Origin of the sequence: Streptomyces albospinus (assembly GCF_014648695.1) — a bacterium.
GTDB lineage: Bacteria > Actinomycetota > Actinomycetes > Streptomycetales > Streptomycetaceae > Streptomyces > Streptomyces albospinus.
This window is the reverse complement of record NZ_BMRP01000019.1, coordinates 147,009-164,470: the sequence shown is the minus strand read 5'-3', so window position 1 is coordinate 164,470 and position 17,462 is coordinate 147,009. Positions and strand designations below refer to the sequence as shown.

19 protein-coding genes, 1 tRNA gene and 3 pseudogenes are annotated in these 17,462 nt (G+C 67.5%); 18 read left to right on the top strand and 5 right to left on the bottom strand.

All coding sequences use genetic code 11. The features are described from left to right. Positions 1-51: 51 nt before the first annotated feature. Together IEZ17_RS44565 and IEZ17_RS25110 are read right to left on the bottom strand one after the other, a co-directional pair. Entirely contained in the window at positions 52-108 is a 57-nt protein-coding gene (locus IEZ17_RS44565; protein WP_373299924.1) for a hypothetical protein, read from the bottom strand. 453 nt (positions 109-561) lie between these two features. Next, complete coding sequence (locus IEZ17_RS25110; protein ID WP_189303763.1) at positions 562-1,485, bottom strand: NADP-dependent oxidoreductase; 924 nt, start codon at positions 1,483-1,485, stop codon at positions 562-564. Positions 1,486-1,727: 242 nt separating this feature from the next. Here IEZ17_RS25110 and IEZ17_RS25105 point away from each other — a divergent pair, with 242 nt between their 5' ends. The 9 genes from IEZ17_RS25105 to IEZ17_RS25065 all read left to right on the top strand — a co-directional run bounded on the left by IEZ17_RS25105 (position 1,728) and on the right by IEZ17_RS25065 (position 9,363). Beyond that, positions 1,728-2,552: a TetR/AcrR family transcriptional regulator gene (locus tag IEZ17_RS25105; RefSeq protein WP_308427697.1), complete on the top strand. Its 825-nt coding sequence runs from the start codon at positions 1,728-1,730 to the stop codon at positions 2,550-2,552. Beyond that, positions 2,549-3,304: an SDR family NAD(P)-dependent oxidoreductase gene (locus tag IEZ17_RS25100; RefSeq protein WP_189303759.1), complete on the top strand. Its 756-nt coding sequence runs from the start codon at positions 2,549-2,551 to the stop codon at positions 3,302-3,304. Before IEZ17_RS25105 ends, IEZ17_RS25100 begins: the two co-directional genes overlap by 4 nt. A gap of 66 nt (positions 3,305-3,370) precedes the next feature. Beyond that, the gene (locus tag IEZ17_RS25095; RefSeq protein ID WP_189303757.1) at positions 3,371-4,249 is read left to right on the top strand and encodes an ABC transporter substrate-binding protein; all 879 of its coding nucleotides are present in this window, start codon (positions 3,371-3,373) and stop codon (positions 4,247-4,249) included. Positions 4,250-4,645: 396 nt separating this feature from the next. Further along, positions 4,646-4,813, top strand: a complete 168-nt coding sequence (locus IEZ17_RS25090) for a hypothetical protein (RefSeq protein ID WP_189303755.1) — start codon at positions 4,646-4,648, stop codon at positions 4,811-4,813. After that, positions 4,803-4,967 (top strand): hypothetical protein, encoded by a 165-nt coding sequence (locus IEZ17_RS25085; protein ID WP_189303753.1) that lies wholly within the window; start codon positions 4,803-4,805, stop codon positions 4,965-4,967. The genes IEZ17_RS25090 and IEZ17_RS25085 overlap by 11 nt, the downstream gene beginning before the upstream one ends. A gap of 81 nt (positions 4,968-5,048) precedes the next feature. Beyond that, positions 5,049-6,137 carry a hypothetical protein gene (locus IEZ17_RS25080; protein ID WP_189303752.1) on the top strand — a complete coding sequence of 363 codons (1,089 nt, stop codon included), beginning with the start codon at positions 5,049-5,051 and terminating at the stop codon, positions 6,135-6,137. A gap of 130 nt (positions 6,138-6,267) precedes the next feature. Next, positions 6,268-6,450 (top strand): hypothetical protein, encoded by a 183-nt coding sequence (locus tag IEZ17_RS25075; protein ID WP_189303750.1) that lies wholly within the window; start codon positions 6,268-6,270, stop codon positions 6,448-6,450. A gap of 673 nt (positions 6,451-7,123) precedes the next feature. Beyond that, the gene (locus tag IEZ17_RS25070) at positions 7,124-7,849 is read left to right on the top strand and encodes a transposase (RefSeq protein ID WP_229852614.1); all 726 of its coding nucleotides are present in this window, start codon (positions 7,124-7,126) and stop codon (positions 7,847-7,849) included. A 341-nt stretch (positions 7,850-8,190) separates the two neighbouring features. Continuing rightward, positions 8,191-9,363: an IS30 family transposase gene (locus tag IEZ17_RS25065; protein ID WP_189303748.1), complete on the top strand. Its 1,173-nt coding sequence runs from the start codon at positions 8,191-8,193 to the stop codon at positions 9,361-9,363. 62 nt (positions 9,364-9,425) lie between these two features. Here the strand turns inward: IEZ17_RS25065 and IEZ17_RS25060 are convergent, their stop codons facing one another. Further along, complete coding sequence (locus tag IEZ17_RS25060) at positions 9,426-9,830, bottom strand: hypothetical protein (protein WP_189303746.1); 405 nt, start codon at positions 9,828-9,830, stop codon at positions 9,426-9,428. 1 nt (position 9,831) lies between these two features. Between IEZ17_RS25060 and IEZ17_RS25055 the strand changes: the two are divergent. Further along, a pseudogene (locus IEZ17_RS25055) lies at positions 9,832-10,800 on the top strand (IS256 family transposase); the annotation flags it as partial. A 150-nt stretch (positions 10,801-10,950) separates the two neighbouring features. On the opposite strand, the gene IEZ17_RS45695 reads toward IEZ17_RS25055, so the two are convergent. Further along, positions 10,951-11,694: a DUF8189 domain-containing protein gene (locus tag IEZ17_RS45695; protein ID WP_506005258.1), complete on the bottom strand. Its 744-nt coding sequence runs from the start codon at positions 11,692-11,694 to the stop codon at positions 10,951-10,953. Between the two features lie 570 nt (positions 11,695-12,264). On the opposite strand from IEZ17_RS45695, the pseudogene IEZ17_RS44560 reads away from it, so the two are divergent. The 6 genes and pseudogenes from IEZ17_RS44560 to IEZ17_RS42790 all read left to right on the top strand — a co-directional run. Continuing rightward, a pseudogene (locus IEZ17_RS44560) lies at positions 12,265-12,309 on the top strand (hypothetical protein); the annotation flags it as partial. Continuing rightward, complete coding sequence (locus IEZ17_RS25050; RefSeq protein ID WP_189303744.1) at positions 12,295-12,987, top strand: ATP-binding protein; 693 nt, start codon at positions 12,295-12,297, stop codon at positions 12,985-12,987. The pseudogene IEZ17_RS44560 and the gene IEZ17_RS25050, both read left to right, overlap by 15 nt. Continuing rightward, positions 12,984-13,358: a hypothetical protein gene (locus tag IEZ17_RS42800; protein ID WP_229852613.1), complete on the top strand. Its 375-nt coding sequence runs from the start codon at positions 12,984-12,986 to the stop codon at positions 13,356-13,358. Before IEZ17_RS25050 ends, IEZ17_RS42800 begins: the two co-directional genes overlap by 4 nt. 284 nt (positions 13,359-13,642) lie before the next feature. Continuing rightward, entirely contained in the window at positions 13,643-14,296 is a 654-nt protein-coding gene (locus IEZ17_RS42795) for a recombinase family protein (protein WP_229852612.1), read from the top strand. Further along, positions 14,227-14,541 (top strand): annotated as a pseudogene (locus IEZ17_RS44555) (recombinase family protein); the annotation flags it as partial. The gene IEZ17_RS42795 and the pseudogene IEZ17_RS44555, both read left to right, overlap by 70 nt. Before the next feature lie 18 nt (positions 14,542-14,559). Beyond that, complete coding sequence (locus IEZ17_RS42790; RefSeq protein ID WP_229852610.1) at positions 14,560-15,288, top strand: recombinase zinc ribbon domain-containing protein; 729 nt, start codon at positions 14,560-14,562, stop codon at positions 15,286-15,288. A 5-nt stretch (positions 15,289-15,293) separates the two neighbouring features. Here IEZ17_RS42790 and IEZ17_RS25035 read toward each other — a convergent pair. Continuing rightward, a tRNA-Leu gene (locus IEZ17_RS25035) sits at positions 15,294-15,378 on the bottom strand. Between the two features lie 307 nt (positions 15,379-15,685). On the opposite strand from IEZ17_RS25035, the gene IEZ17_RS25030 reads away from it, so the two are divergent. Both IEZ17_RS25030 and IEZ17_RS25025 read left to right on the top strand, forming a co-directional pair. Next, the gene (locus tag IEZ17_RS25030) at positions 15,686-17,011 is read left to right on the top strand and encodes a M20/M25/M40 family metallo-hydrolase (RefSeq protein ID WP_189303742.1); all 1,326 of its coding nucleotides are present in this window, start codon (positions 15,686-15,688) and stop codon (positions 17,009-17,011) included. Between the two features lie 170 nt (positions 17,012-17,181). Next, positions 17,182-17,415 carry a chaplin gene (locus IEZ17_RS25025; protein ID WP_189303741.1) on the top strand — a complete coding sequence of 78 codons (234 nt, stop codon included), beginning with the start codon at positions 17,182-17,184 and terminating at the stop codon, positions 17,413-17,415. The last annotated feature ends 47 nt before the right edge of the window (positions 17,416-17,462 follow it).

The window sequence follows — 17,462 nt, the reverse complement described above, 5'->3', positions numbered from 1 at the left end:
GCGCTGCCTCGCCCGGCCGGCCTTGGCTATACCACCGAGGCCAGTACAAGGTCAGAGGCCGAGTTCGGTCTCCGGGCAGCAGATGTAGCACGCCTCCACGCCGGCCATGAGCGCCTCCACGGCCTGTTCCCGTTCCCGGGAAAACGCTGAACGGACCAGAGGCGAAGGCGCGGTTCTGATCTGCTGGAGTGCATCGTCCCGCTGGTCGAGAATGACCCCGCCGGCCGGGGCAGCTCGGTCCACACCGTGCCGGGCTTGCGCACGGGCGGGGTGGGGACGTTTAGCGCCTTGGCGAGCTGGGGCACGACCCGGAAGCGGGCGGTGTGGTACTGGATCGCCGCTTCCCCTTGGATGTGCGGCAGGGGGAGCCTGGAGGGGCGGCGCAGGTGGACATCGGGCAGGTGTGCGTTTCCACGCGCTTGAAGTCGTCGCTCACGACCCCGGACTGTTTCATGAGGGTGTTCACCCGTCCAGTGGTTTGCATGGCAGCGCAAGTACGGCGCGGGCTTCGGGCCGTGAAGGCAGCCCGGGGGGCCAGGCGTCCGCGCACTCTGCCGCCGGTTATCCGCCGTCCATGACCCGGACGATGGTCTTGCCACGGGCACGGCGGCCGGGGGCGAACGCGGCGGGCGCCTCCGTCAGCGCCCTGACCTCGCCGACGATCGGCTTGAGCCGTCCGTCCCTGAGCCGCTGGACCAGGTCCGCGAGCCGGGCACGGTCGGGCTCGACGACGAAGAAGACGGCCCGGCCGTCCCGCGGACGGACCTCGGGCGGCGAGGCGATGGTGACCAGCGTGCCCCCGGCCCGCACCAGCGGGGCCGAGCGCTCCTGGACCTCGCCACCGATCACGTCGAGGACCAGATCGACCTCCCCGACGCCCTCCAGCCGATCGGCCTGCAGATCCACGAAGGCATCCACGCCCAGCCCGACAGCGGTGTCCCGGTCGCCGGCCCGGCCCGTGCCGATCACCCGCGCCCCCGCCTCACGCGCGAGCTGCACCGCGATCGACCCCACACCGCCCGCGACCCCGTGGACCAGGACGGTCTGCCCCGCGGTAAGCCGGCCGTGGTCGAACAGGGCCTGCCAGGCGGTCAGCCCCGAGATCGGCAGTGCGGCGGCCGCCGTGTGGTCGACGTCCGCCGGAAGCGGGGCCAGATTGCGAGCCTCCACCGCGGTGTACTCGGCCAGCGAGCCGTCCCGGGTCCAGTCGGCCAGCCCCAACACCCGCTGGCCCACCGAGAGACCGGTGGTGCCGTACCCGAGTTCGGCAACGACGCCCGACAGCTCGTGTCCAGGTACGCTCGGTGTCCGGTCGCGCCCGGCGCGATCCGTCCACGTTCCCGGCCAGGCGAGTTCCCCCGGGGTGAACCCAGCCGCATGCACGCGCACGATGACGTCGTTCTCAGCGAGGTGGGGGTAGGGCACCTCCGTCAGCGACATTCCCTCGACACCGGCGGCGCGGTCTCGAACGGCGACGGCCTGCATGCCAGGTCCTCTCTCCAGTGGTGATTCAGGCTTCGCCCCCTTCGAGCGATCGGAAACAGGCTGCCACGAACTCCCGCAGCCCGCCTGCTGCCGCTTCTGACGGACTGCCGTCTGTGACGCCCAATCAGGCCACGTTTGGCGCTGGACGTCACGACTGCCCGAGCTGTTACGCGCCCGCCAGCAGTGCCTGCCGCACCCGGGGCGTCTTGCAGTGCTCAGAGGAGGAGTAGCAAGCAAGATCAATGTCGGCGCCAACCACGCATCCGTCTATCCCCGAGGCGGCCTTCCTTCGCGCCGGTCAAGATCACGGCAGTCGGTCACGTAGCCCCACCTGCCCGGAAGGCGCGCCTTGCACAGCGCAGGGACGGGGAGCCACCATGAGAACCATGGAAACTGAATCAGCTTCTCAAGTTTCCGACCGTGGCGGGCAGCGCACTGACGTGATCGTGGAGGCGGCCGGTCGACTGTTCCTCGCCCCGGGTTCCGGGCGGGTCAGCATGGACGATCTCGCCCGTGAGCTCCGGATGAGCAAGAAGACGCTCTACCGTCACTTCCCGGACAAGCGCAGCCTGCTGGCCGCGGTGCTGGAGCGGCAGTTCGCGGCGGTGGAGCGCACGCTGGTGGCAGCGGCCGAGGGCGGGGAAGGGCAGCCCTTCGATGTGCGGGTACGGCGCTTCCTGATCGCGGCAGGCAGCGAGCTCGGGCGCATCGCCGCAGCTCAGCTCGCGACGGGGCGGGGTGATGCGATGCTGCGCCAGTACGTGGAGCAGCGTGCGGATGCGATGGTCTACCGGAGGCTCGACGAGTTGTTCCGGGACGGGCACCGGCAGGGACTGCTGTCGGCACCGCCCGAGCTGCTGAGTGAGATCACCCGCGGCGCGCTGGAGCGGCTGCTCAACTCGCAGTTGCCGCACGAACTCGACTGGACCGCGGCCGATCTGCTGCGAGCGACCGTCGACACCGTGCTCCACGGGGCAATCCGCTCAGCAGACCCCGGCACCGACGGCGGAGGGCTCCGGGCGGTCATTCCGACGGCGCGCGACGACGAACAGGAAGTGGGCCCATGACCGGGGCAACCGGCAGAGTGGCATTGGTGACAGGGGCCAGCAGCGGAATCGGCGCGTCCACCGCACGCCTTCTGGCCGCGCGAGGGATGCGCGTGGTGGTCAACTACCTCCGCAACACCAAGGCGGCCGAGGAGGTCGTGGCCGACATCGAGGCGGCAGGCGGCCAGGCCATGGCCGTGCAGGCCGACGTGCGCGAGCCGGCGGCGATCGAGAGCATGGTCGAGCAGGTCCAGGCGGCCTGGGGCGGCATCGACGTGCTCGTGCACAACGCGCTCATCCCGTATGCGGTCAAGTCGTTCCAGGACATGACGTGGGAAGAACTGGGCGGCAAGATCGACGCCGAGATGCATGCGGCGTTCGCGGTTACCAAGGCCGTCTTGCCCGCCATGAGCGAACAGGGCTGGGGACGCATCATCTACATCAGCACCGGCCTCAGCCGTCGGCCCCGCCAGGGCATGATCGCGCTGGGCGCGGCCAAGGCCGCCCTGGAGCAGTTCGCCCGCTACCTTGCCCAGGAACTGGGCCCGCAGGGCATCACGGTCAACATCGTCGCAGCCGGCCCGGTGGAGGACACCCGCATGGGGTCCGCGCTCGATGAGAAGATCAAGCAGCGGCAGGTGGCCCTGACCCCCATGGGTCGCCTGGCACGCCCGGCCGATGTCGCCCAAGCCGTCGCCTTCTACGCCGGCGAGGACAACGCCTTCATGACCGGCACCACGGCCGCGGTCAACGGCGGGATGTCGATGGACTGACAGCCCGACCGGTATCCACCGCACGGTCACCTCAGCGCGGCGATGACACGATCAAGGAAGAGCTCCATGTACACGATCGATCTCGCCTATGTCGGGCGGGGCCTGCACGAGGAACTGGCCGCCTACATCGCCGACCAGGAGGACTTCTACGCCGACGAGGGCGTCCACGTCGCGCTGCGCGACGGCTGCTCCTGGAACGTTGAGCGCCTGCGCCGCTGTGCCACTATCGGGCTCGGCAGGGCACTGCTGTCCCGGCTGACCGACGGCATCCCCTGGGTCGCATTCAATGTCAACACCCACCACCCGCTGTTCTGGTTCCTCGCCCGCCCCGGCCTGACCTCCCTGGCCGACCTGGCCGGCCAACGGCTCGCGGTCCACGCCCCCCACACCCCACCCGGGTGCTTCGCCCGGATCGTGCTGCGCCAGGCCGGCCTCGACCCGGACCGCGACGTCCACACCGTTGTCCGCTATCCCGGCGACTACGGCATGGACCTGCGTCACCTGCACAACGGCAGCATCGACGCCGCCTACGTCGGCAGCACCATGGCACCTGAGGCGGTCGCCGCCGAGCACGGCTGGCAGGTGCTGGCCTGGGTCGGCGACCGCTTCCAGATACCCACCGTGGGCGTGGCCGTCGACCCCACCTACATCTCCCCGGACGACCCCGCGGTCCAGGCCATCGCACGAGCCCACCGGCGCGCCCTGCAGGTGATCCACAACGACCCTGACACCACGGTGCGGCACATGCGGACGTTCCTCGGCGGACAGACCGAGGATGAAGTCCGAGCCCACTACGAGAGGTTCATCGCACCGTACTTCACCACCGACGGCCAAGCCGACCTCACCGTCGGAGCCACCGCGATCACCGCGGTCGCCGCCGAACTCGGCGTCCCCGCCACCGTCACCGCAGCCGAGTTCTTCCACACCGCAACCACCACACCCTAGAAACCCGGCGACGCCGGCGCTGCCAAAGCGCGGGCATTACCTCAAGACCACCCACGCACAGACTCCCGCGGCCGCTAGTTGGCCAGGAGCTGGAGGCGGCCGTGCGCCCCCGAGTCGACACTCTGGCCGCGCCACACCCACAAGACAAAACACACCCATCCGCAAAAGCCCAGAGCCCGCGTCAGCAAACTGTCACAGCCTCAAGAACGATCGGAGCCAGCCCTGGGTCAGGCCTTGGCGACACTCCTGCCCGGCATCGGCTCCGCGAGTACTGTCCGCCATTCAGGTGCAGCGGGATGCCGCCATCGCCGGTTACCGCGAGGCCGCAGCGGAGCTCCGGTTGCCGCTGTCGCCACGGAGTCGCAGACTGAATTGGGACGGGGTGTTTACCGCGGGATGCAAGAGCGGGGCACCGACCGTTTTCCGGTCCACGAACTGGTCCAGGTGTGGCAGATCCACCACACCCCGATGGATCTCACGTTCCTGGCCGAAGCCTTCGCCGCGAAGGTCTGTGAGGCCACCGGGGGCAATGCCTACAGTTACGGTCCCGCAGGTGCGTCCTAACGACGAGTTCAGCATCGAAGCGCAGGCACAGATCGTCGAGGACTGGTTCGCCGGAAGCACGCCCGCGGGAACCGACCAGACCGGGCAGGCCTGCGATACCGGCAGCCCGTACTTCCAGTACATCACCGGGAACATTCGCACCGGAAGCACCTGAACACGCCTGTCGCCGTGGGCCGGGTCGGCCGACCGTGTCGACCCGGCCCACGGCTTCCGGTTCAAGTCGAGGAGAAACGGCATGACGTGGCAGTACAACGACCTCACTCGTGCTGGCGGCGGCCCACCGTCGGCAGGCAATCCCGCCGGGTACACCGTGGACGCCGACAAAACCGAGCGTGTGGTCCACCGTGGTGCGGACGGCCATATTCACGAACTGTCGTTCGATGGCGCCTGGCGTCACACCGATCTCACCAGCACGGCCCGAGGTGACCCGCTGGAGTCGGCAGGGGATCCTGTTGCCGGGAGCACCTCCGGTGCAGCCGCGTACGTCTTCTTCCGCGGGACGGACAGCCACGTTCACGGACTGTCGTTCGATGGCACCTGGCATCACACCGATCTCACCGGCACGGCACAAGGCGACCCACCAGACTCCACGGACGAGCCCATCGGCATCATCCTCAACGACTTCGACGAACCGACCGTGCTCTACCGCGGCTCCGACAGTGGAATCCACGACTTGTCGGAATTCGAGTCCGTGTGGAGCGACACCGGTCCCAGCGTCCTTTTCGCGCCGGACACGCCTCCGGAAGCGGCCGGCGGCCCGACCGCCGTCTACCGCTGGGCGATGGACAACGGCATGAACGTGGTCTATCGCAGCACCGACGACCACCTCTGTCTTCTGTCGCTCTCCCGCCACTTCGGCGCCCAGTACAAGGGGGACATCACCGCCGTGACCACCGGCAACCCGCCGGCTGCGGTCGGCAACCCTGCCGGGGATGCGCAGAACGACAAGGGCGAACAGCACATCGTCTACCGCGATGGCAACGGTCACCTCCACGAGCTGCTGGGGGTGTACACGGGCGACGTCGAATGGCACCACAACGACCTGTCCGCTACCAGTGGGGCTCCGAACGCCGCTGGTGACCCGGCTGTCCGCTCCTGGGACGTCGACAAGACCCTGCACGTGGTCTATCGCGGCACCGACGACCACATCCACGACCTCGTGCGCAATGGCGAGTGGCACCACACGGATCTGTCCGACACCGGTGCGGCTCCCCACGCGGCTGGTGACCCGGCCGTCTACTCCTGGGACGTCGACAAGACCCTGCACGTGGTCTATCGCGGTATCGACGACCACATCCACGAGTTCTGCTTCACCACGGGCTAGTTCCGTACTTCGCGGGTGACCGAATCGGCTGGTTCGGAGCCTGTGTGGGTGTCTGGCGGGGCGGTGGTCGCGTTGGTGGGGTGTGACGAAGTCTTCCCGGTCCCCGCGGCCACGGACGATGCGTCCGCGCATGGAATGCGTGGTCAGTGCCGTGGTGGAGAAGCGTCTGGGTGCTCTGTCTGTCGCTGCCGAATTTCTGCGTCGGCTGGATGTGGCCAGCGCCGGGATGCTGGAGGGCGCGGCAACTGCCGGAGGGCTACCGCTACGGCAGATGATCAACGCGAATGCGTGGGATGCAAGCGATTACCCGTGATCGTGTCCACGCCAAGGGTGTGGTGCAAATGCCATTGGATCGTCATCGAATACCCATGCCGTGCGCCCTCCCATAGTCCGTAGTCATAGGTGTCGTGCCCTTTACCCGAGGGGGGCTCGAAGACGCGGCCTGTCCGACCATGGTGCCAGTCGAGGTGGGCTTGGTCACGGCCGAGCGATTCACCGCGTTCATGGCCCCTGTAGTACAGGTTGCCACCGGGACTGCTGTACTGGTTGCTATCGGAATTACTCGGGTCCGGGGGAGGATTTTGTACGCTGGCGGGGCTGACTCCTGCACTGCTCTGTGCGACGGCTGTGCTGGTGCCCCCGATGAGTGCCCCGGTCGCCATTGCGGTGGCTGCGACGAGCCCGAATGCTCGCCTTATGGTTGCGTGGCGCGTGGCGCCCCTCTTGGTCATTTTCGGTTCCCGGCTTCCTGATCTTCTCGGTTATGATCTAGGTTTCATCTGGAAATTCGCTGGCGGCTAGGGCCTAATGGCCCTACGCCGGGTGGCCAGTCTGGCCCTACCACCGGGTAGTGCCGCCATTGCCGCAGGATCATCCGGATCTTGAATCAGCAATCACGTGAGCGAGGGGCCGCCAGTGATCAGCTCGTGTGTGCCTTTGTCTCCCCGGCTTTACTTCTGGCGCACTAGGTTGATCGCGGTGGACCGGTGATTTCTGTTGCCAGTTGCCGGGAGGTTTTCTGGGTCGTTGATCTCTGCGTGAGTGAACTGGTGGGGGATGCGCGGCAGTTGTCGCCGTCGGCGCAGGAGTCCCTTCGGATGCGGGGTGTTGCCGCGCTGGTGGCGTGCCGGGGCCACGGGGATGTCGCGGTGCTGTTCAAGGTCTCGCTCAAGGCCGTGGACAACTGGTGGGTGACGTGGCTGGCAGGAGGCAGTGCGGCGCTTGTGGCCCAGCCGCGTGGCCGGCGCGTCGGTGAACATCAGGTTCTCGCTGCGATCGAGCAGGAGGCGATCCGGCAGGCCGTGCTGGGTCACCGGCCCTGTGACCTGGAGCATGCCGGGCAGCTGTGGAAACGTGCCGGCGTGATGTGCCGCTTCCTCGTCCGGCTCGCAGGCCACTTCGACCGCAAGGTGCACCTCGTCCTGGACGGCCACTTTGCGCACCGCTCCCGCAAGGTCCGCGCCTGGCTCGCCGATCACCCCGACCGCATCGAGCTGCACTTCCTGCCGTCGTACTCACCCGAATTCAACCCTGACGAGCTGGTCAACGCTGACCTCAAACGCAGCCCGCCCATGCACAGCCGGCTCGCGACCAGGCCCAACTCGCCACCGAAACCCGCCGATTCTTCCACCGCCGCCAGCTTCAGCCGCACAGCATCCGCGGCTGCTTCGGCAGCCACCGCATCCGCTACATCCTCGAATGGAACCGATTGAGTTTCGGATCAATAGCTCGGACGACTTCGGCCCCCATGGCCATGGACTGAGCATCTGCGCCTGACATCCAGCAGCGACGGTCAGCGGCCTGGCCACCCGCTAGCCGCAGTTGTTGTCCGTCGTCTCCGAGTCGGCACCGGCACCGTTCGGGGCGGTGGCCGCACCGCACCTGCGGGGACAGAACGAAAGGCCCTCACCACGCTTCGGTTCAAGAGGTCGTTGCAACACCCCATCTGTAGGGAGTTGCAGTGGACTTCGAGATCCGGGAGGACCGGAGGCCGCAGGGGCCCAGGAAGCTCCTGAAGGAGCGTGAGCTCTACCTTTCCCTTGTGGATCAAGGAATGAGTAACGCGCAGGCCAGCCGGATCGTGGAAGTACACGAGCGGACCGGCCGGGAGTGGCGTTACGGACGGCCAGAGGGCCGGGTGAAGAGACCGCGGCCGAGGGCGGAGGACGCGCCCACGGTCGCGGTCCGTGCCGTCAGAACGGCCAGGACGCGGCTGATCGAGGTCCGTGGCGAATCCCGTTATCTCGGCGAGGACGAGCGGATACACATCGCCGACCGGCTACGGGAGAAGGCCACCATCCGGACCATCGCGGCCGAGCTGGGCCGCAGCCCGTCCACCATCAGCCGGGAGATCCGCCGCAACCAGCACCCCGTGAAAGGCCAGTACCGGCCGCACGCAGCGCACGCCCGCGCACGAGCCAGGCGGCCCCGCCCCAAGGGCGGGAAGATCGCGGCGTGTCTGCTGCTACGTGACACCATCCAGTCGCGGCTGGGGCTGAAGTGGAGCCCCGAGCAGATCAGCCAGAGCCTGCGCCTGCACTTCCCCGACCAGCCGGAGATGCACGTGTCGCACGAGACGATCTACCAGGCCCTCTACGTCCAGGGCCGGGGCGAGCTACGCCGCGAACTCACCAAGGCACTGCGGACCGGCCGCACCCTCCGCAAGCCTCAACGCCGTCCCGACCAGCGCGCTCCGCGCTACCCGGCACCGATGGCGATGATCAGCGACCGGCCGGCCGAGGCCGAGGACCGGGCCGTTCCCGGCCACTGGGAGGGAGACCTGATCATCGGCAAGAACAACGGCTCCGCGATCGGCACCCTGGTCGAGCGGACCACCCGCTACGTGATGCTGGTCCACCTGCCCGGCAACCGCGACACCATCACCGTCCGCGACGCACTGATCGACACCGTCAGCACCCTCCCAGCCCACCTGCGACGCTCCCTGACCTGGGACCAGGGCTCCGAAATGGGCCTGCACCACCAGTTCTCCATGGCCACGGGCATGCCCGTCTACTTCTGCGACCCATCCAGCCCCTGGCAACGCGGATCCAACGAGAACACGAACGGACTTCTGCGGCAGTACTTCCTCAAGGGCACCGACCTGTCCAGGCACAGCCGCGAACACCTCGACGCCATCGCCGCCCAACTCAACGGCCGCCCACGCAAAACGCTCGCCTGGAAAACCCCAGCCGAGCGCCTCGCTGAGCTCCTCACAACAGCCGCATGACCAGCGGTGTTGCAACGACCCCTTGAATTCGCCCACCTTCACAAACGTCGAACCAGGCAACGTTATACCGGTCGCCGCCTTCCGTGGGTGACGTGCCACCTGTCCCAGCCGCATTCAAGAAGGAAGGTGCTCAGGTCCATGACCCATACCACCCCGCCGACGCTGTTCTTAAAGAACAACTGGTTGGACATGCCGTAGGGCTCGCCAGCATACCCACGGCCCGTACGCCAACCATGGGATGTTGCCAGGTAGTCGAGGATGACGCTGATCAACGGCGCGCCGGTGGCCGGATCGTTCAGCTTCAGGGCCGTGATCGTCGCGTCGTAGAGCGTGGTTGCGTCCTGGGGAGTGGTGTACGGGTTGGACCTGATCCGGGGGTTTGCTCCGGCGTCGGGATGAGGCCCGCATGGACGAACGGCCACCGGCTGATCTTTCAAGACGACCAAGTCTTTGAAGGAGATCAGCACGATGACCGCACCTGACAGTGTGCCCCTGCACGCTCTGGCCGAAGACAACCTCGCCTCGGCGAGTCCCGATCTGCTGCACGCGATGGTCAAGACGTTCGCCGACGCCCTCATGTCCGCCGAGGCCGACGCCCTGTGCCATGCCGAATACGGGCAGGTCAGCGACGGACGAGTCAACCACCGCAACGGCTATCGCCCCCGCGAGTGGGACACCCGCGCCGGGACCGTCGAGCTGGCCATCCCCAAGCTTCGGCAGGGAAGTTACTTCCCACACTGGCTCCTCGAACGCAGGCGCCGTGCCGAACAGGCCCTCATCAGCGTGGTCGCCACCGCCTACCTGCTGGGCGTCTCCACCCGCCGCGTCGAGAAGCTCGCCGAGAGCCTGGGGGTGACCCATCTGTCGAAGTCCCAGGTGTCCGCAATGGCCCGGCACCTCGACGAGCAGGTCACCGCCTTCCGCAACCGGCCTTTGGACACCGGGCCGTATGCGTTCGTCTGGGTAGACGCGCTGACCCAGAAGGTCCGCGAGGGCGGCCGCATCATCAACGTGCATGCCCTGATCGCGGTCGGCGTCAATGCCAGCGGACACCGCGAGATCCTCGGCCTGGACGTCGCCACCGCCGAGGACGGCGCCGGCTGGCTCGCCTTCCTGCGCTCGCTGATCACTCGCGGACTGTCCGGCGTCCAGCTGGTCGTCTCCGACGCCCACGCCGGCCTGGTCGACGCGTTCGGCGCGGTCCTGCCCGGTGCCTCCTGGCAAAGGTGCCGCACCCACTACGCAAGGAACCTGCTGAGCCAGGTGCCGAAATCAGCCCAGCCGTGGGTGGCCACGCTACTGCGGACTGTCTTCGAACAGCCGGATGCTGACGCCGTTCACGCCCAGATGCGGCATGTCCTGGACGCCTTGGAAGCCAAGTTCCCCAAGGCTGCCGAACACTTGGTTACTGCACAGGCAGACCTGCTGGCCTTCAGCCGGTGCTGCCGGTGTCCACCAGATGGAAGTGCACGGGCAGCGACGGCAAGGGCTGGCCGCCGCGTAGCGCAAGGACGGTCATCGGTTGGTCGAAGGGGGTGTCGAGGACCCTGCGCGCGTTGGTGTGGTGGCGTCGGGGGGCATGAGCCATCAGGCCCCGGGCGGGCCATTGAAGTTGGTCCAGTCCGCCCAGCCAGCATCTGGGTCCGTGTCCAGCTTCCAGGTGGTGAACAGCCCCGTCTCGGTGGCGACCTGGATCTGCGGACGGCCGTCCGTAAGAGTCGCCGCACCCACAGTGTCCGCGAATCCGGGCTGGGGGAACTGGGTCCAGTCGGCCCACGCCGCGTTGGGGTCCTCGCCCACCTTCCACGTGGTCCACACCTGGCCATCGCTGTTCACGGCCACGATCTGCGGTCGACCATCCGTCAGGGACACACACGCCACCGCTATCGCACCGCCAGGCGGCGCGGAGAACTGCTGCCACCCGACCCATGCCGCGTTGGGGTCCGTGTCGACTTTCCAGTTGCTGAACAGTCCATTCCCTGTCGCGCAGAAGATTTGCGGACGCCCATCCGTCAATCTGGCTGACGCCACAGAGCTAACGCCTGACAGGCCATTGAAGTTGGTCCAGTCCGCCCAGCCAGCGTCGGGGTTCGTATCCAGCTTCCAGGTGGTGAACAGCCCCGTCTCGGTGGCGACCTGGATCTGCGGACGGCCGTCCGTAAGAGTCGCCGCACCCACGGTGACTGCGTTGTCGAGCTGGGGGAACTGGGTCCAGTCGCTCCACGTCGCGTTGGGGTCCTCGTCCACCTTCCACGTGGTCCACACCTGGCCGATGCCGTTCACGGCCAGGACCTGCGGTCGGCCATCCGTCAGGGAGGCAGCAGCAACCATTAGCCCACCCTGGGGTGGCACGGAAAATTGTTGCCACCCGGACCACGCCGCGTTGGGGTCCGGGTCGACTTTCCAGTTGCTGAACAGTCCATTCTCTGTCGCGCAGAAAATCTGCGGGCGCCCATCCGTCAGTCTCGCTGACGCCACGGAATTCGCAGGCATGACGTGACTCCTCGTATCGAGTGACCAGTGGATTGTCAATGAAGAAGGCAGTGAACAGACCTACGGCTTGCCCCCACACCGCCGCAAGACGGGCAGGCGCGTATCGCTCATTTGAGACAGGGATCCGCGCCGACAGACAGCCAACGACTGGCCAGCTCAGAACTCAGAGCCCTCTCGTTCACCATCCCTCTGCCCTGAATGCTCCGCAACCTCGCCGTGCTGGCCTGGGCACGGGCTGGCAGCGCCGTCTACTGACCTTTGCTTATGGGGTTGACGGTTGTGGGTCCCAGTCCAGGTGGGTGGCTGGGAGGAATCCGGTGACCAGGGCCGGGTGATGTTGGGTGTGTCGCAGGCCGCGGCGGGCGGTGGTGAGGAGTTCGTTGAGGGTTCGGGCGCCGAGGTTGGCGCACCGTCGCCACCGGCAGCGCCGACAAAACAGTGCGGCTGTGGGACGCGGCCACCGGCAAGAGCAACGCCACCCTCACCGGCCACACCAACGAGGTGTGGTCGGTGGCCTTCAGTCCCGATGGGCGCACCCTCGCCACTGGCAGTGTCGACACGACGGCGCGGTTGTGGGATGTGGCCACCGGCAGGACCCGCGCCATCTTGCCAGGCGACACGGGCGGGTTGGCATCGGTGGTGTTCAGTCCCGACGGACACACCCTCGCCACCGCCAGCGACGACAGCACCGTGCGCTTGTGGGATGTCATTCTCCCCAAACCTGCCGCTGTCCCACAGCAGATCGGGCGCATACGTCGAATCGTCACCGCCTTCCTGCGGTACTGGGGTTGGGATCAGTGGATTGACCCGGCCGTCCTGTGCGTCACGGAGATGCTGTCCAACGTGCAGAGACACGCAGACTCCGACGACTGCGTACTTCTCCTCCAGGCATCGCCATCCGGTGTGCGCATCGTGGTCAGCGACGACAGCCAGGTGCTCCCCGTCCTGCGCGAGCCCGACTGGCTCACAGAGCGTGGACGCGGGATGTTCTTGCTCAGCAAGAGCGCCGACGCTTGGGGCGCTGATCTCACTCCTCAGGGCAAGGACGTCTGGATCGAGTTCTGGGGGCGCGAAGCCGAGGAATCGCGTGAAGCCATTGCCGCGCTCGCACAGCCCAGGTGGTCGGCATGACGCAACCGACGCCCCGAAGCTACTGGTGTTATCGGACCTGCTTCAGGCCGGGCAGCGACCGCATGGCCGCGGGCACCGACCTCCTCACCCCGTACCCGGGCCGCGCCATCGCCTGGATCCGCAGCGAAGTGCGGCTGGTGTTCGCCGGCCTGGCCAACGAATCGGACCGAGCAAGGGTGATGGCGTGGCTCGACGACCTCCAGGCCGCAGGGACTGCTGTCCGTGAGCTGCGGACCGGTTCGTACACGTACCACTTGCACACCGCGACGGGTGTCCGATGGCTGTGGATGGCGCACCGCGTCTCCGGATTGCCGCTGCTCACGGCCGCCGGACACTACCGAGACCTATCCGGACAGACGCCTGTCCGATGAGACATCCCTTCCAGCACCTCCTCTTGGAGAGATCATGGTTCGACCCGGCAAACCCTCGTTTCCTCGCCTCCGGTGGGCAGTTCGGCACCCGGTCCAGGCCCTCGAACGCAACGGTGCTGCGCTTCCTCATCGCTGAGTACAACCGCCTGACGGACACGACAAGAACTCACCGCCCCTGACCGAAGCGGGCACGGCGGACGACTGGCCCTCTGAGCAGAGCGGGAGGTACCACGGACCACTATTCATCCGCCGTGCCCCATACACACCCCACTCAGGAACCGCCCATGACCCGCTTCGCTTTCGCCGGACGCTGCTCCACCGAGGACCTCCAAGACCCCGAGACGTCCCGCAACTGGCAGCTCACCCGCGCCCGCACCCTCATCGAACCCACCGGCGGCGAGATCGTCGCCGAGTACTTCGACGCAGGCCACTCCCGCGCCCTGCCCTGGAAACGCCGCCCCCCCGCCCTCCTCGAAGCCCTCCGCGACCCGAACCGCGGCTTCGACGCCGTCGTCATCGGGGAGCCCCAGCGCACCTTCTACGGCAACCAGTTCGGCAACACTTTCCCGCTCTTCGTCCACTTCGACGTGCCCCTGTGGGTCCCGGAAGTCGGCGGGCCGATCGATCCGAAAAATGAGGCCCATGACCTGGTCATGTCGGTCTTCGGTGGCATGAGCAAGGGCGAACGCAACCGCATCAAGATCCGCGTGCACACGGCCATGGCCTCCCAGGCGAAGATCGAAGGCCGCTATCTCGGCGGCAGACCCCCTATGGCTACCGGATCGTCGATGCCGGCCCGCACCCGAATCCGGCCAAGGCCGCCGACGGCAAACGTCTCCATCGTCTTGAGCCCGACCCTGAGACCGCCCTGGTCGTCGTCCGCAACTTCACCGAATACCTCCGTGGCAGGGGCGACTATGCCATCGCCGAGGGGCTGACCCGGGACGGGATTCCCTGCCCCTCCGCCCACGACCGCGCCCGCAACCGGCACCGCGACGGATGCGCCTGGTCCAAGAGCGCCGTCCGGGCCATCCTCATCAACCCCCGCTACACCGGCCACGAAGTCTGGAACAAGCAGCGCAAGGACGAAGTCCTCCTCGACATCGACGATGTCACCCTGGGCCACCGCTCCAAACTCACCTGGAACGCCCCCGACCAGTGGATCTGGTCCACCCGCCCCGTCCACGAACCCCTCGTCACCATGGAGGCCTTCAACCGCGCCCAAGCCCGGCGACACAAGCGCAGCCAAGACCGCACAGCCGAACGCAGCCCCCGCACCACCACACGCCCCTACGCCCTGCGCGGCCGCATCCGCTGCTTCCTGTGCCAGCGCAAGATGCAGGGCACCTTCAACCACGGCCACCCCCACTACCGGTGCCGCTACCCCTCGGAGTACGCGAAGAGCGAAGGCTTCGACCACCCCTTGGCCGTGTACGTTCGGGAGGCCCTCATCCTGACCGAGCTCGACAAGTGGATCGCCACGGTCTTCACCCCGGGCCGCTTGAAAGCCACGTTGCACGCCATGCAACAGTCCCAACAAGCCCACGTCGCAGCCGAGCCCGACCTCGGCGCAGCGCGGCAGGCCATCGCGGAATGCGACCGGCGCCTCACCCAGTACCGGGCCGCCCTCGACGCCGGCGCCAACCCCGCCACCGTCGCCGACTGGATCAGCCAGGCCGAAGCCGAAAAAGCCGCCGCACAACACCAACTGGCCACAGCCCGAGCCACACAGCGAACAGTCCTGACCGACGAGCAGATCACCCACATGATCAAGACCCTCGGCGACCTCACCGACCGACTCCTCGCCGCCGACACCGGCAGCAAGGCCCCGATCTACGAAGAGTTCGGGCTTGAGCTGACCTACAACGCGACGAAGCGGGCTGTGACCGTTAAGTCACAACCCGCTTCGTATGTGTACGTAAGATCGTAAGATCGTGTCCGAGGGGGGACTTGAACCCCCACGCCCGATAAAGGGCACTAGCACCTCAAGCTAGCGCGTCTGCCATTCCGCCACCCGGACCAGGTGTCTGTCTTTCCGGCCCCTGGGCCGTTCCGACGAGGAAAACAATAGCAAACGTTCGGGGGTGGTCGATCACCCGCGGGTCTGGCCGGGCGCGGGGCTGTGACCAGCGCATGTCGGGAGTATTGCGGCCTTGGGCGGAGCGGGTGCGGGGTGGAGGATGGCGGTGGACCCCCGCCGCGGCGGGCGCCCCAGGGGCGTCCCGCGGCCGTGAACCAAGAGGAGGCAGTGTGAGCGAGCTCCGCGAGCGAACCATGGAGAGGTACGAGCCCCGCGACCGCGGGGCCGGGCGAAGCGAGGTTCCGGCATGAGCGCGTCGCAGCCGGCCCGTGCGGTCACCGGCGAGGACGAGGTGGTCGACCTGTGCCGGGATCTGATCAGGTTCGACACCAGTAACTACGGAGACCACTCGGGGCCGGGGGAGCGCGCCGCCGCCGAGTACGTCGCGGAGAAGCTCGCCGAGGTCGGGCTGGAGCCGCAGATCTTCGAGTCCCACAAGGGGCGTGCCTCGACCGTCGCGCGCATCGAGGGCGAGGACCGCTCCCGCCCCGCGCTGCTGATCCACGGGCACACCGATGTCGTGCCGGCCAACGCGGAGGACTGGACCCACCACCCGTTCTCCGGGGAGATCGCCGACGGGTGCGTCTGGGGCCGCGGCGCGGTCGACATGAAGGACATGGACGCGATGACGCTGGCGGTCGTGCGTGACCGGCTGCGTACGGGGCGCAAGCCGCCGCGGGACATCGTGCTGGCGTTCCTGGCGGACGAGGAGGCGGGAGGTACGTACGGCGCGCGCTACCTCGTCGACCACCACCCGGATCTCTTCGAGGGCGTGACGGAGGCGATCAGCGAGGTCGGCGGGTTCTCCCTCACCGTCAACGAGAACCTGCGGCTGTATCTGGTGGAGACCGCCCAGAAGGGCATGCACTGGATGAAGCTGACCGTGGCCGGATCGGCCGGGCACGGTTCGATGATCCACCGGGACAACGCGATCACCGAACTGTCCGAGGCCGTCGGGCGGTTGGGGCGGCACGAGTTCCCGGTGCGGGTGACCAAGACGCTGCGGGCCTTCCTCGACGAGCTCGGCGACGCGCTGGGCACCGAGCTCGACCCGGAGAACATGGACGAGACGCTGGCCAAGCTCGGCGGTATGGCCAAGCTGATCGGCGCCTCGATGCGGAACACCGCCAACCCGACGCAGCTGGGCGCCGGTTACAAGGTCAACGTGATCCCGGGGCAGGCCACCGCGCATGTCGACGGGCGCTTCCTGCCGGGCTACGAGGAGGAGTTCCTGGCCGACCTGGACCGGATTCTGGGGCCGCGGGTCCAGCGGGAGGACGTGCACGCGGACAAGGCGCTGGAGACCACCTTCGACGGTGCGCTGGTGGAGGCGATGCAGTCGGCGCTCCAGGCCGAGGACCCGATCGCGCGCGCGGTGCCGTACATGCTCTCCGCGGGCACGGACGCCAAGTCCTTCGACGACCTCGGGATCCGCGGGTTCGGGTTCGCGCCGCTGAAGCTGCCGCCGGAGCTGGACTTCGCGGGGATGTTCCACGGTGTCGACGAGCGTGTGCCGGTGGACGGGCTGAAGTTCGGGGTGCGGGTGCTGGACCGGTTCATCGAGCAGAGCTGAAAAGGCCGTTGGCCGATGCCCAGGCCGAACTCCGCGCGAATTACCTGCCGTTCGCGCCGACTTCGCTGAAATGGGTGAATGCCGCGATGTGTTCGTAGCTTCAACGGCCTGGACCTCGTTGGAGGTTGTGCGGTCCGCGGCTGGGATCGCATTGTCTACAAGGAGGAACCATGATCAAGAAGATCGTCGCTGCTGCGACCGTCGCCGGTGGTCTCGTACTCGCCGGTGCCGGTCTGGCAGTCGCCGACTCGGGTGCCCAGGGTGCCGCCGTGCACTCGCCGGGCGTCCTGTCCGGCAACGCGGCCCAGGTGCCGGTGCACGTTCCGGCGCACGTCTGCGGCAACACGATCTCCGCGATTGGCCTGCTGAACCCGACCTTCGGCAACACCTGCGTCAACGAGTGACGCTCTCGACGGTGTATCCGGCCCGATGAGGGCCTGGCCCGGCCGGC

Bases quoted from the DNA above. Each gene is read 5' to 3' on its own strand.
- IEZ17_RS25110 (WP_189303763.1), bottom strand. From the start codon at position 1,485: ATGCAGGCCGTCGCCGTTCGAGACCGCGCCGCCGGTGTCGAGGGAATG.
- IEZ17_RS25105 (WP_308427697.1), top strand. From the start codon at position 1,728: ATGTCGGCGCCAACCACGCATCCGTCTATCCCCGAGGCGGCCTTCCTT.
- IEZ17_RS25100 (WP_189303759.1), top strand. From the start codon at position 2,549: ATGACCGGGGCAACCGGCAGAGTGGCATTGGTGACAGGGGCCAGCAGC.
- IEZ17_RS25095 (WP_189303757.1), top strand. From the start codon at position 3,371: ATGTACACGATCGATCTCGCCTATGTCGGGCGGGGCCTGCACGAGGAA.
- IEZ17_RS25090 (WP_189303755.1), top strand. From the start codon at position 4,646: ATGCAAGAGCGGGGCACCGACCGTTTTCCGGTCCACGAACTGGTCCAG.
- IEZ17_RS25080 (WP_189303752.1), top strand. From the start codon at position 5,049: ATGACGTGGCAGTACAACGACCTCACTCGTGCTGGCGGCGGCCCACCG.
- IEZ17_RS25075 (WP_189303750.1), top strand. From the start codon at position 6,268: ATGGAATGCGTGGTCAGTGCCGTGGTGGAGAAGCGTCTGGGTGCTCTG.
- IEZ17_RS25065 (WP_189303748.1), top strand. From the start codon at position 8,191: ATGAGTAACGCGCAGGCCAGCCGGATCGTGGAAGTACACGAGCGGACC.
- IEZ17_RS45695 (WP_506005258.1), bottom strand. From the start codon at position 11,694: ATGGTTGCTGCTGCCTCCCTGACGGATGGCCGACCGCAGGTCCTGGCC.
- IEZ17_RS42800 (WP_229852613.1), top strand. From the start codon at position 12,984: ATGACGCAACCGACGCCCCGAAGCTACTGGTGTTATCGGACCTGCTTC.
- IEZ17_RS42795 (WP_229852612.1), top strand. From the start codon at position 13,643: ATGACCCGCTTCGCTTTCGCCGGACGCTGCTCCACCGAGGACCTCCAA.
- IEZ17_RS42790 (WP_229852610.1), top strand. From the start codon at position 14,560: ATGGAGGCCTTCAACCGCGCCCAAGCCCGGCGACACAAGCGCAGCCAA.
- IEZ17_RS25030 (WP_189303742.1), top strand. From the start codon at position 15,686: ATGAGCGCGTCGCAGCCGGCCCGTGCGGTCACCGGCGAGGACGAGGTG.
- IEZ17_RS25025 (WP_189303741.1), top strand. From the start codon at position 17,182: ATGATCAAGAAGATCGTCGCTGCTGCGACCGTCGCCGGTGGTCTCGTA.